General features: G+C 34.4%; 15 protein-coding genes. 11 read left to right on the forward strand and 4 right to left on the reverse strand.

What is annotated here, in order from left to right:
- The first annotated feature begins 108 nt into the window (after positions 1-108).
- Complete coding sequence (locus tag AN161_RS28110; RefSeq protein WP_053592948.1) at positions 109-675, forward strand: hypothetical protein; 567 nt, start codon at positions 109-111, stop codon at positions 673-675.
- 284 nt (positions 676-959) lie between these two features.
- Here AN161_RS28110 and AN161_RS03270 read toward each other — a convergent pair whose 3' ends face one another.
- The gene (locus AN161_RS03270; RefSeq protein ID WP_241774484.1) at positions 960-1,649 is read right to left on the reverse strand and encodes a glucosaminidase domain-containing protein; all 690 of its coding nucleotides are present in this window, start codon (positions 1,647-1,649) and stop codon (positions 960-962) included.
- Positions 1,650-2,491: 842 nt separating this feature from the next.
- On the opposite strand from AN161_RS03270, the gene AN161_RS03275 reads away from it, so the two are divergent.
- From AN161_RS03275 to AN161_RS03305, 8 genes are all read left to right on the forward strand, one after another.
- Positions 2,492-3,457, forward strand: a complete 966-nt coding sequence (locus AN161_RS03275) for an ABC transporter ATP-binding protein (protein WP_053592950.1) — start codon at positions 2,492-2,494, stop codon at positions 3,455-3,457.
- Positions 3,450-4,964 carry an osmoprotectant update ABC transporter permease/substrate-binding subunit OpuFB gene (gene opuFB, locus AN161_RS03280; protein WP_053592951.1) on the forward strand — a complete coding sequence of 505 codons (1,515 nt, stop codon included), beginning with the start codon at positions 3,450-3,452 and terminating at the stop codon, positions 4,962-4,964. The genes AN161_RS03275 and opuFB overlap by 8 nt, the downstream gene beginning before the upstream one ends.
- A 335-nt stretch (positions 4,965-5,299) precedes the next feature.
- Positions 5,300-5,947 (forward strand): DUF2975 domain-containing protein, encoded by a 648-nt coding sequence (locus AN161_RS03285; RefSeq protein ID WP_241774485.1) that lies wholly within the window; start codon positions 5,300-5,302, stop codon positions 5,945-5,947.
- Between the two features lie 11 nt (positions 5,948-5,958).
- Entirely contained in the window at positions 5,959-6,171 is a 213-nt protein-coding gene (locus AN161_RS03290; protein WP_053592953.1) for a helix-turn-helix transcriptional regulator, read from the forward strand.
- A gap of 182 nt (positions 6,172-6,353) precedes the next feature.
- The gene (locus AN161_RS03295) at positions 6,354-6,599 is read left to right on the forward strand and encodes a hypothetical protein (protein ID WP_053592954.1); all 246 of its coding nucleotides are present in this window, start codon (positions 6,354-6,356) and stop codon (positions 6,597-6,599) included.
- A gap of 26 nt (positions 6,600-6,625) precedes the next feature.
- Positions 6,626-6,790 (forward strand): hypothetical protein, encoded by a 165-nt coding sequence (locus AN161_RS29380; protein ID WP_201406689.1) that lies wholly within the window; start codon positions 6,626-6,628, stop codon positions 6,788-6,790.
- The gene (locus AN161_RS03300) at positions 6,787-7,113 is read left to right on the forward strand and encodes a multidrug efflux SMR transporter (RefSeq protein WP_053592955.1); all 327 of its coding nucleotides are present in this window, start codon (positions 6,787-6,789) and stop codon (positions 7,111-7,113) included. Before AN161_RS29380 ends, AN161_RS03300 begins: the two co-directional genes overlap by 4 nt.
- A 14-nt stretch (positions 7,114-7,127) precedes the next feature.
- On the forward strand, positions 7,128-7,463 hold the full coding sequence (locus tag AN161_RS03305; protein WP_053592956.1) for a multidrug efflux SMR transporter: 336 nt from the start codon (positions 7,128-7,130) through the stop codon (positions 7,461-7,463).
- A gap of 174 nt (positions 7,464-7,637) precedes the next feature.
- Here AN161_RS03305 and AN161_RS03310 read toward each other — a convergent pair whose 3' ends face one another.
- The gene (locus AN161_RS03310; RefSeq protein ID WP_053592957.1) at positions 7,638-8,003 is read right to left on the reverse strand and encodes a hypothetical protein; all 366 of its coding nucleotides are present in this window, start codon (positions 8,001-8,003) and stop codon (positions 7,638-7,640) included.
- Positions 8,004-8,117: 114 nt separating this feature from the next.
- Entirely contained in the window at positions 8,118-8,432 is a 315-nt protein-coding gene (locus AN161_RS03315; RefSeq protein ID WP_053592958.1) for a sigma factor, read from the reverse strand.
- A 362-nt stretch (positions 8,433-8,794) separates the two neighbouring features.
- Here AN161_RS03315 and AN161_RS03320 point away from each other — a divergent pair, with 362 nt between their 5' ends.
- On the forward strand, positions 8,795-9,226 hold the full coding sequence (locus AN161_RS03320; protein WP_053592959.1) for a hypothetical protein: 432 nt from the start codon (positions 8,795-8,797) through the stop codon (positions 9,224-9,226).
- A 156-nt stretch (positions 9,227-9,382) separates the two neighbouring features.
- Positions 9,383-11,701 (forward strand): YheC/YheD family protein, encoded by a 2,319-nt coding sequence (locus AN161_RS27295; protein WP_143114588.1) that lies wholly within the window; start codon positions 9,383-9,385, stop codon positions 11,699-11,701.
- 109 nt (positions 11,702-11,810) lie between these two features.
- On the opposite strand, the gene AN161_RS03330 is transcribed toward AN161_RS27295, so the two are convergent.
- Positions 11,811-13,016 (reverse strand): ATP-grasp domain-containing protein, encoded by a 1,206-nt coding sequence (locus AN161_RS03330; RefSeq protein WP_053593020.1) that lies wholly within the window; start codon positions 13,014-13,016, stop codon positions 11,811-11,813.
- Between the last annotated feature and the right edge of the window lie 101 nt (positions 13,017-13,117).

The following is a 13,117-nucleotide window of genomic DNA, read 5'->3' on the forward strand; positions in this document are numbered from 1 at the left end:
GACTAGGCTTTTTCAATTTTTGAGATGAATCGGGAAATTATTGATAGAGATAACCTATTTTCATTATGCTATAATGAAATCAAAATTTAGAGGATTGGAGGGTATGTATTGAATCTGGAATTAAAAGAGTTGTTACGTTCCGTGTTAAAAGAAGAATTGGCACCATTCCATCAACGACTAGATGGAATGGACAAACGCTTTGAGTCTATTGATCATCAATTGGTTGGAATGAACGAACGTTTTGACGGTATTGAACAGCGCTTTGATAAAATTGAAAATGATGTCTACGAACTTAAGAGTGATGTACATGAACTTAAGAGTGATGTGCATGAACTTAAAAGTGATGTACACGTACTTAAGGGTGATGTGCATGAACTTAAGGGTGATGTACATGAACTTAAGAGTGATGTGCATGAACTTAAGAGTGATGTACACGTACTTAAGGGTGATGTGCATGAACTTAAGAGTGATGTGCATGAACTTAAGAGTGATGTACACGTACTTAAGGATAATGTACATGAACTTAAAATTGGACAAGCTGAGCTTCAGAAAAACATTGTCGAACATTTAGGTGAGTTTACTGAAAAAATTGCTCAGCAGGTAGAAGATAGAACTTACGTTTTAAACAAACGCGTCTTTGATATAGAAATAGTTATTCATAGATTAACAAGTTAGTAATAATAGATTAAAAAAATTGCTGTTTAATAGCAAGCGTGTTGATTAGGTAAATATAGGTTTATTATTGCGTGATAAAAAGATTTTTTTGTTGATATTTTGCTAATGTAAGCCTATTTTAACTGATTGTAGCTACGGGTTACTCGACTCCCGCGGGAAAGCGAGTAGCCGTAGCGGAAATCAGAGCCTTCTAATTAATCAGGATGGATAAAAATGGTTAATAAACACATCTGATTTAATATAAAAAAATCTCCATGTTAAATTGCACATGGAGATTTTTTACATTAATATTGATAAATATTTAATTGTTGACCGGCTTCAAGTCTATCAGATCGAAGCTGATTCCATTGTTTAATGGATGTAACTTTAACGTTATGGGCCTCTGCAATATGCATAAGAGAGTCGCCATCAGCTACGGTAATTGTTTTTTTATCTTTGACAGGGCTGTCATATTGTTGTAAATCATACTTTGCAATTAGTGAATTAAGCTTTTCATTGTATGATGAATCTGTAGCATAGGAGCCTGTTAAAAACTTCGTAGCATCTGTATAGGACTTCGTATTGCTTTTATAAACACCCACATAGAAATCTTTGTTCCAAGAAACCCCTTGACGCATTAATTTAACATAATCTTGCATGGATGCCTCATAAGAAGGGTATTTACGGAATTCAGCCATCACCGTTGTCATATTACCTGAACCATCATCCTCAAATGTTTCCAAAGTTACGGAGTTATTTTTATAATTACCTTTCATGCCAAATAAATTGTTATTAGGTGCAGAGCCAAGGCCACTTTGACCATGCTCACTTTCTAAAACGGCTTGCGCAATGATAATCGATGCGTATAAGTCATTTTCGGCACCGAGTTTCCGAGCAATTTCAGCAATGGAGCCTATAAACTCTTCAATACTAGGACGATTATCGACAACTACAGTCTCTTTCGTTTCATTAGTATTGAAAAGTTGTGTCACCATAAAAAATGAAACACAGATAACAATTATTGTAATTATAAGACCTTTTAAAAAATTTATTAGGTATTTCACTGTTTCATCGATGTTGGTAGATTACAACATCTCCCTCCTTTCTTTTCGATAACAAAGTTCATATATTTCTAATTATTACAGAGACATAAATAGAAATAAAGTCAAGATTATTTTTTATAGAGTACATAATTCATAGAACGAATAAAGCTCATATTTAGTTCCTCATTTATCGGTATATTTGAGAAATGAAAAACCCCTTAAAATATAGTTGCAACAGTTCCTTGGAATGGTATTATTACCTTTAAAAAGCTATTAATTTTGAAAGGAAATCTTTATTGCCTACTATTTTTAGTGTTACTCAAAAACAATTATACGACGGATAGAGCTTCATAAAGAAAGGGGCAGTCGCCGGAGTGTTTTTTGGGAACCTTAAGAATTGTGCCTCACCCAACATTTGATGTAGAAGCCAAAAAATAAGTTTGAAATGACTTTTGTTAGTGAATTACAAGCGTGTTGATTAGGAAAATATAGGTTTATTATTGAGTGATAAAAGGATTTTTTTGTTGATACTTTGCTAATATATGTCCATTTTAACTGATTGTAGCGTAGGGCTACTCGACTCCCGCAGGAAAGCGAGTAGCCCGTAGCGGAAATCAGAGCCTTCTAATTAATTTGGATGGATAAAAATGGTTAATCAACACACCTGAGTAAATTAAATAGTAATATGAAATCACTTTGAAAAAATGCTTAGTTCTATATTTACTATGCTTCACGTATATGAAATGAAGAAGAACAATAGTTTACGTAAAAGCATGACTAAAGGAGCTTATACAATGATAACTTTTGAAAATGTCACAAAAAAATATGTAAATGATCAAGTCGCAGTGAATGCTATTAATCTGGAGATAAATAAGGGAGAATTCTTTGTTCTTATTGGACCTAGTGGATGTGGAAAAACAACATTATTAAAGATGATTAATCGATTAATTCATTTAACGGAAGGAACTATTCGAATTAACGGTAAAAGAATTAGTGATTACAACATTCATGAATTGCGATGGAATATCGGCTATGTACTTCAGCAAATTGCGCTCTTTCCCCATATGACGATTGAAGAAAATATAGCTGTTGTACCTGAATTGAAGAAATGGAGTAAGCAGCAAATTCAGCAACGAGTACGTGAGTTATTAGATATGGTTGGTCTTGAACCAGATAAGTATAGTCAACGCAAACCAAAAGAGCTTTCTGGTGGTGAACAACAAAGGGTCGGTGTTATTCGTGCTTTAGCAGCAGATCCCGAAATCATTCTAATGGATGAGCCTTTTAGTGCATTAGATCCGATTAGCCGCACAAAATTACAAGATGATCTTCTTGAGCTTCAGCGAGCCATACAAAAAACGATCGTCTTTGTTTCGCATGATATGCAAGAGGCTTTAAAATTAGGTGATCGAATATGTGTAATGAAGGATGGAGAGATTGTACAAATTGGTACGCCTCATGAACTCATACAAAATCCTGTTAATAATTTCGTTCGAGAATTTATTGGAGTAAAAGAGCATGGAATGAATACTTTCCATATCCAAGCTGTAATCGAGCCAATTGCTAGTGAAGGTGATCAAAAAAATCTAGAGGATACCATTTCTACTAAGGATTCTTTACAAACTATTCTTCAAAAATTAGCTCATCATGAATGTTTAGGTGTGGAAGATAACGGAAAAATAATTGGCATTGTCACAAGAGCATCAATGCTTCAATATTTAGCGCATGATTCCATAGAAAGAGGTAATGTAAATGGCTAATTTTTTTGACGTTTTTAGCGAACGAAAAGGCCAGCTATTGGCATCATTATTAGAGCATATTCAAATTTCCTTCATTGCGCTATTTCTTGCAGTAGTAATTGCTATTCCTCTAGGAATCTATTTAACGAATAAAAAGAAAATAGCAGAAAGTATTATTGGTATTAGCGCAGTGTTACAAACGATTCCTTCATTAGCGCTATTAGGGTTATTAATTCCGTTGTTTGGCATCGGAAAAGTACCTGCTATTATTGCCTTAGTTGTTTATGCACTTCTTCCGATTTTACGCAATACATTTACTGGGATAAACGAGGTGGACCCATCTTTAAAAGAGGCAGCGATGGCCATGGGGATGAATACTCGTAAGCGATTAATGAAGGTAGAATTGCCCCTTGCTATGCCTGTTATGATGGCGGGTATTAGAACTGCGATGGTATTAATCGTTGGAACGGCAACTTTAGCAGCATTAATCGGAGCTGGAGGATTAGGGGATATCATTTTGCTTGGTATCGACCGAAATAATACAGCCTTAATTATTTTAGGGGCTGTTCCAGCGGCGATTTTAGCATTACTGTTCGACTACTTACTGAAAAAGCTAGAATCACTTTCCTTTAGAAAAACGATTATAGCATTAAGCTCTATAAGTGTTGTGGCATTATTAATGATAATCCTACCGCTACTCAACTTTAAAGAGAAAGAAGAAATTGTCATTGCAGGGAAGCTTGGCTCTGAGCCTGAGATTCTTATTAATATGTATAAATTGCTTATTGAGGATGAAACCGACTTAAAGGTGCAATTAAAACCTGGACTTGGAAAGACTTCCTTTGTATTTAATGCGCTAAAATCTGGTAGTGTTGATATTTATCCAGAATTTACTGGGACGGCAATTTCTGAGTTTTTAAAAGAGGAAGCTATCAATAATAATCAGAAGGATGTTTATAATCAGGCAAAAGAAGGAATGATGGAGCAATTCGGAATGGTTATGTTAAGTCCGATGAAATATAACAATACGTATGCATTGGCAGTATCAAAGGAAATGGCTGAAACCTATCATTTACAATCAATTTCTGACATTAAGCTTATTCAAGAAACTATAAAAGCTGGCTTCACATTGGAATTTAATGATCGAGAAGATGGTTATTTGGGCATTCAAAAGCGTTACGGTATTACACTTTCTAATTTAACAACAATGGAGCCAAAGCTTAGATATCAGGCTATCGAATCAGGAAATATAGAATTATTAGATGCTTATTCAACAGATAGTGAAATACGTCAATATAAATTGAAAGTTTTGGAAGATGATCAGCAACTATTTCCACCTTATCAAGGAGCCCCTTTATTAAGGAAAGAGACGCTAGATAAATATCCCGAAATCGAAAAAGCCTTAAACAAGCTGGCCAATCAAATCACAGATGATGAGATGCGCGAAATGAATTATCAAGTAAATGTAGAAGGCAAAAATATAGCAGATGTGGCACGTGAATATTTAATAAAGGCAGGACTACTGTAAAAAATACTGTGAAACAAGTAGCTAGAAAAGAGATGTTTATCTTTTCTCTAGCTATTTTTTTAGGTAAAAAAGCAACGTTTACATTACCGAAATAAATAGAAATTTTGTAGAGGCCCTTTCAAATTGTTTTGAGAGGGCTTGTTTTATACTGTTATAGAAAGATCTCTAAGCTCTAATCCATTTTGATTCACTTGCAGGATAACTCTAAATGCATTCAAAAAATTCAATCATCCCTTACAAAGTTATAACATGAAAACAATAATTATTTAATGATAAACATTAATTAATTATTGAAAAAGATAAAATGAAATGTATAATTAACAATAAGAGAGGGGATGCTTGGAGTGGAACAAAGAATTCAAAGTAAAGAGTTTCGATTTTTAACAAAAGGGTTACGTACAATCTTTACAATCATTATGGTGTTGATGATTTTTGGCCTTACACTGATAGGTATATTATTTGTTGGGGCAATTTGTATACCAGAAAATCAAGTAAATAATTTTTTATCACAGGGTAATATAACAGCTTCCGTTCAGTTAGAGGGGATGGAAATTGAATTGGCAGATAAGGTAGCGAAGGATATTCAATATACAAAAATGAATGTCGTGAAATTATTATTTACTGCTACAATATACATAGGATTATTACTATTGATCGTTGTCCAAGTAAGAGGTCTGTTAAGTAATTTAAGTAAAGGAATTATTTTTTCAGGAACGAATAGTAGAAAAATGGAGTGGATTGCTTACGCTGTAGTTGTATTAAGCTTGACAGTAGATGCATTCCGAACGTACATTGCCTATACAGTTATTGAACAATTTAAATTAGGTGAGCTGTTAGTAGGAACAGGATTGATAAAAGGATTAAGCTTTCACTTCACTGGAATTAATTGGACATTATTATTGTGTGGATTAGTTATTTGGACGATAGCCCGTGTATTCCGATACGGCGCGTTTTTACAAGATGAATATGATGCAACAGCTTAGGAAGTGAAAAAATGACAATCATTATTCGATTAGATCGAATGCTTGCTGATCGAAAAATGCAGCTAAGTGAGCTAGCAGAAAAGGTAGATGTGTCGATAGTCAATCTATCCAACTTAAAAACAGGAAAGGTTCGAGCCGTGCGTTTTTCTACGTTAAATGCGATATGTAAAGCATTGGGCTGTCAACCTGGAGATATTTTAGAGTATATAGAGGATGAAGAATAGTGGAGGCCCGAAGAGTGAATGCTATTCGGGTCTCAAAAATTGATGATGTGAAATATGAACTATACAATAAAAAAGGCCGTCCAGACGGTTTTTTATGCTTTTATCTTCATTCAGCAGAAGACTATCACCTCTGCAGGTGGTGAGATGAATGCAGATGTCACGGATTTTGAAAGGAATGAATTGTGCAGGCACAATTCAAAATCCGGACGCAATTACGCCAAGGTGAAGTTGAGGATGCCCTTCAATCAGCAATAGCTGAAACGATTTTGAGCGAGGTTATACAATCCTATGAACCCCTAACAAGCCAAGAGCAAGGGAAAGGGAGATTAACGAGAGCATTTATTTTTGCTTCTCCAAAAGATCTTGCGAATGGCGCATCCTTAAATATTGCGATTCAAATTATGCAAAATGACCATCATCCATCTTAACAGCTTATGATTGATTACTAGAAGAGTTGTTTCAGGATGGATTGGAGTTACCCACTGTTCATTTGATTCGGTTAACGATTGATGGGTTGTATTATTCTAGACTATTAAATATCGCACCGATTTCTAATGAAGCAACAGAAGGTGCCTTTGAACAATTATTGCAAATGACAAGGAAGGACTATCATACATGAGTACTTTTGGTTTTTTATTTATTTCAATTATCTCAGAAGTTTTCGCGAGCTCGATGCTGAAACTTACAAATGGCTTTAAACGATTACTACCTTCAATAGGTGTAGTGGTTGGTTATGGAACAGCTTTTTATTTCCTTTCTTTAACATTACAAACTTTAGCGATTGGCACAGCTTATGCGATATGGGCAGGGGTAGGAACGGCACTAACAGCGATAATCGGTATAGTCTTTTATAAGGAATTATTCAATGTAAAAAAGCTTATGGGCATTCTATTAATTATTGTTGGTGTGGTTGTTCTTAACCTTGCTGGTGGGGGACATTAAGGAGGAATTTGTAATTGAAGGGTTATTTATTTTTAACGTTATCTATTGTCAGCGAGGTCTTTGCAACGACAATGCTCAAGTTTTCAGAAGCATTTACAATTTTAGGTCCGTCTATTGCAGTTGCATTAGGATATGGCATTTCGTTTTATTCATTGTCCCTATGCTTGAAAACATTACCATTGAGCCTGGCATACGCTATTTGGTCAGGTGTAGGCACAGCATTAACAGTCATTGTGGGAATCGTTGTATGGGGAGATATTTTTAATCTATACTCAGCGATCGGAATTACACTGATTATTGGTGGTGTTATTCTTCTAAATCATGGAGATCAACATAATGCGACAACGTAGCGCCAAAATGAAAACGTCCAAAAAAAAAGGGCACTGAAAAACTAAAGAAATTCATTTTTTATATTATAAATCTGTCTTTTATTGGATTTAGAAACTCAAAAAAGTCGATTTGCATCACATTTTTTGTGGCAAATCGACTTTTTCAGTGCCCTCCCAAAAAAATGGACGTTTTCTTCATTTGGTAGAATCTTTGAATTTATAAAAAGTGGTAGAGAAGAGAACTGTTAAAAATAAAATGACATAGCTTATAGGAATAGCGATAAAAAATCTAATTATTATTTCTTTTTGTGGATTGTGTAATAATACTGTCATCGTATAGAAAACAGGAGCGAATAATAAAATTGAAAAAAGTGTTTGATACATGCATATTGTTTTGCGAGATTGGGGATGCGTAAAATTTACAATGAAAAGTGCTATTATATGCATGCCTGTGATGATAGCAGCCACCTGTAACAGTTCACTCGGTAGTTGATGATATAGAAGGAAATAGGGAATTAACAATATAATTAAAAGTATGAATGCATAACTGATGATTCTCACATAACGAACCTCCTTTCTAATTAACGACTGATTTAGAAAAAAGTAAATAAGAATGTTTATTTATTTGTATTCAGTAAACTACAGCAAAATGATAATTACTTCTGTATAAGTGAGTTAGCTTGGATAGTTCTCGGATTCTTTCGCAATGTTCTTGGAATTTACTTTATCTAAATAATATTTTAAAAATAATAATTGGTCTTCAGCAGATAAATGTATTAAAAGCTCCTCTACGTCTTCTAAATTAGTCCTCTCAGCATTTGTGAACTCCATTGTTGAAATATAGCGTTCATTATAACGTTGTAACTTTTTTCTTCGATCTAGTGCTTTATATTTTGCGATAATCGCAATCCAATTTTTAAAAGATCCCTTCGCTTCATCGAAAAATTTGCCATTCTGCCAAATAGCAACGACGCAATTATGCCGAGGCATAATTGATATATAACGTAATTTCCCGAAGAAGGAGCTTTGCTCGATGTCCTTTGCTTTTACTTTTTTCGAAGACGGCGTAAGAATAGCGTAAATCTTTTCTCTCTATTGAAGCATATATATTAAATCGAAAGGACCAGTTTTATTTGTAAAACGAAAAAAGTCGTCATATTTCTTGTCTTTACATATTATATCGAGAGGATGTTGAATAAAGTGAAACTTCAATCAGTGGGGTTTCCTCAATGTTAATGGCAAAAATTTGTTTGACTTAAATCTTGAAGAGGAGTCTTACTGCTCGTTTATGGAGGATAAATTAAAAAAATAATTGACGAATGACTCATTAAGACTTGGGAGGGGCTGGGGAAATGAATAGTGAAAACAGAAAAAACCATTTTCTATGTGAAGCACTCTACGACATAAAAGCACTCCAGGATGTGATGAAGGATTTTCATTCTAAATATTTTGGTCAGCTGCTCGTGAAAATAGTTGGAAGTGATACGATACCCTTTTTTTTAATAACACATAACGGCAGTCATTTAAAATTAATGGATACAGTAAAGCAATTTGAAACAGAGTTTTTTCGTATAGAGGCTATTGATAGGGAGCGTTGTCGAGGAACTGTTTCGCTTTTGCGTGCTTTTGATTATGAAGGGCATGATACGAATATAATTTCAGATGTAGTGAGGTTAGAAAAAACATCCACAGAAAAATCCATTGAATTAAGAGGTATATCTGCGATTCAGTTATTAAAGCCTGACATGTTAAAAGGGAAATTCATCATTGAGCCCAAATGGTGATGAATTTTTAATAGGGGAATATTGGTATTTGTTGGATTGAAATGGTGAATCAACACACCTGCTAAAATAACATAATATTTAGAGCATCTGTCTATATGTATGTTCATTGACTGAATTTATTAGTGAGAGAATCCTATGAAAGGAAGAGATTAGTGGATGACAATTATCGGAATGCTTCATCATCGTCTAGATCCTAGAACAGTTATTAAGTCATATGCATATGCGGCCGTCGCAAAAGCAGAAGGCGCTCAATTTTTTTATTTCACACCAAAAAGCGTTGACTTTGATAAACGTTCCATTAGAGGAAAGGTATATGAAAATGGTGATTGGCATGAAAAAATGATGCCCTTCCCAGATGTTATATACAATGCAGGAAGTCCCGAAAAATTATCGGTATCAAAGGACATTATTGAGAAATTGAAAAAGGAAATACCTTTTACAACTTACTCTATAGGGAATAAATGGAATGTTATGAAACGACTTAAAGAAGCAAAGGAATTTGATAAGTATTTAATTCCATCTGAGGTTGTGGAAAATGTTGATTTACTCCATAATTTTATGGCTTATTATAAAAAAGTCGTATTTAAACCGATAGATGGCCGGAAGGGAAAAGGGATTTATTTTATTTCGAAAGTAGGAAGGACTAACTTTGAGGTAAGGAAGGATAGGGAAACTACTGTTTGTTCAAAGTCACAGCTAGATGAATTAATTAGAGGGCAACTTACTACAGGCACCTTTATCGTGCAGCCTTATATCCAATCCAAAACAAAATCCGGTCAAATATATGATTTTCGTCTTCACGTTCAAAAAGACGGTGAAGGTAAATGGGTTATAACGACAATTTATCCACGGATTGCACCAAATGGCTCGATTATACCGAATATTAACAATGGTGGTTTTACGAATTATTTAGATCCTTTTCTAGAGCAGGAATTTAAAGAAGATGCTTATGATATTCGGCGTATGTTAGAGCATTTTTCTTTGTCACTGGCTCGCCATTTAGATGAAATTCAGATGGAACAATTTGGAGAGGTTATTGATGAAATTGGCATTGATGTAGGCTTAGATGAGCAAAGAAAAATTTGGATGTATGAAGTGAACTGGCGACCAGGTTGTCCTCCTGCTTTTTATTTAGAATTAGATGTGGTCATTAATACTATAAGGTATGCAATGTACCTTGCTAAGAACCAGGAACAAGTTAAAAAGGAAATTAGGCAACATAAGAAAAATAAGGATATAGCCGAAGTTAAAAGGGAAATTACACAACAGGAGGAGTATGAAGAAATAGCCGAAGTTAAAATGGAATTTACGCAACAGGAGGAGTATGAAGAAATAGTTGAAGTTAGAAGGGAAATTACGCAACGGAAGAAAAATAAAGATATAGCTGAAGAAAAGGCTTTACCGATTATCGCGATTACCGGCAGTGCTGGAAAAACGACATCAAAAGCATTCCTTGCCTCTATTTTATCGGAAAAATGGAATATCTTTGAGTCAAAAGATTATTGGAATACAACAGAGCATACGAAAAAACATAAAGAAGAAATTAATGCTTCGCATGAGGCTGTTGTACTTGAGTACGGGATGGCTTACCCAGGTATCATAACAAACCATTGTAGCATTATCCAACCGAATATTAGTATTATTACAAACATCGGTTTAGCTCATGTAGGCAACTTTGATGGAGATATTAAAGGAGTGGCCAAGGCAAAGTCGGAATTAATACATGGAATGGACCAAAACGGTTTATTAATCCTGAATCAGGATGATGAGAATTCAAAATATTTAGAGACACAACAGTTTGAAGGGGAAATCTTAACAGTTGGTATTCATAGCACAGCGAACTATAAAGCTTATGATATTCAATATAAAGATATCGGAATGACCTTTAAAATAAAGCTGCAAGGTCAGGAAATGGCTATGTATATCCCAATTTTAGGAGAACATCATGTTTATAATGCACTTAATGCAGTTGCGGTTGCAGATTATTTAGGGTTTAGTCCAGAAGATATTAAAGCAGGGTTAAATTTCAAAAAACCACCTAGAAGATTAACAATTTATAACTGTCGTGATGACATTACAGTTATTGACGATACTGTTCACTCTCATCCCCAGGGCGTACGTGCTGCTATTGACGTTCTTACAAATATAGCGAAGCAACGTAAAATTGCTATTATAGGTCAAATGCGAGAATTAGGAGATTTGAGAGAAGAGGAATATCGTAAATTGGGTGAATACATTTATGAGCAAGATATAGATTTATTCATCACTTATGGTTTTAGAACGGAGGAAATGGGAGCGGCAGCGAAGGCAAAAGGGATGGATCCTTCTAAAATTTATCATTTCCTGGATAAGGAAAAATTGCATGCTCTCTTAGAGAAAGTCATAAAACCTAACGACACCATTTTAGTAAAGGGTGCTAGTAAAACGAATATGTTTGATACGGTTAAATTTTTAGATCAAAAATATCAAGAATAAATAAAAAAGCCCGAGTAATTGACCTTATTGAAAGGAGACAATTATTCGGGATATTTTTTATAGCTAAATAAATCATCGTATGAGAGCATTTTCAGAAAGTACTTTAAATCTAAGATACTTTGAGAATGAATTTTATTTCTTTTGCGGCGTTAATGGCTTTATTTTTAGCTTCAGCTAATGTAGCGCCTTCCGCAATTACATAAGCATAACGATGTCCCATCGATAAAGGAGGGGTCAGCAATGTCCCTCTTTTTGGTTTCACATATACATCCACAACACCTGGTGAATTCGTTGCTCTATTTCTTCCAAGAACTTTTTCTAGAATACCTTTACTTTCAACGATGATGTATTTAGTATAGACAAACTTTAGTTTCTTTGGATTGATATCGGGGCGTTCACCTAAAAATAGTTTAAGTGTTTCTTCCACTAAATTAAATCCAAAAGCAGCGTGAAGCATAGTATTCATTGCTCCTCCTGAGATTCGCGGATTAATCTCGATAAGTTTCCAGCCGTTCTTTGTTAAACGAAGCTCTAAATGCAAAGCAGCATTTTCGATGTTAAACGCTTTTACAATAGATTGGAGAACTTCCTCAAGACCACTTTGAATTTCTTTTGGAGCTTTAACGAGAACACCGTATCCAGTAATGATAAAACGTTTACCTTGAGTAATTTCTTGTTCAATAATACCGATGACATTAGCTTGTCGTTTATAGACAAGTGCTTCTACTAAATATTGCGGACCTTCGATATATTCTTCAATCATAAGTGTTTCACGAGGATTTTTGCTTCGTAGATAGCTCAGGTGTTTGTTCAGTTCACTTGAGTCGTTTGCTAACAAAACATCTTTAGAGCCTGTTGATTTTGGAGATTTTACAATAAGTGGGAATTCGAAATTATTAGAGACTGGCTCATTTGGCTTGAGAAGAAAAAACTTAGGCGAGTAAGGCTGATTCTTTAAAAAATTTCTAGTTTTCTCTTTATCCTCCATCATTTCAATAGCTGTTGAAGATGTATAGTTATCACAAAATTCATCACATAAAATTGAGGCAATATGGACAAAAGGATCGACAAAGCTAACAATAGATTTTATTTCTAATCCGAATTTAATTAGATTATAAATCTCATCTTTCATGTCTTCTATATTCGAAGTATCAATAAGAACCATTTTATGAATATCTGGGTAGGCTTTTCTCTGCTGTATTTGCTTTTCGTTGTTAGTAAAAAGTACAGTAAAATAACCTAATTTTTCTGCTGCTTTTGTTGCTTCGCGACTTGACCCAGATTTGTTAGTGCCGATAAATATAATCGTTTTCAGGTATATCACTCCTTCTATTGTTACTTAGATGCTTAATCAACTATATATATATGCGAAGAAATAGATTTCCTCTAGTTAAGTATCTCGTGTACATCCAAGCA

Origin of the sequence: Lysinibacillus sp. FJAT-14222 (assembly GCF_001278875.1) — a bacterium.
GTDB classification, from domain to species: domain Bacteria; phylum Bacillota; class Bacilli; order Bacillales_A; family Planococcaceae; genus Lysinibacillus; species Lysinibacillus agricola.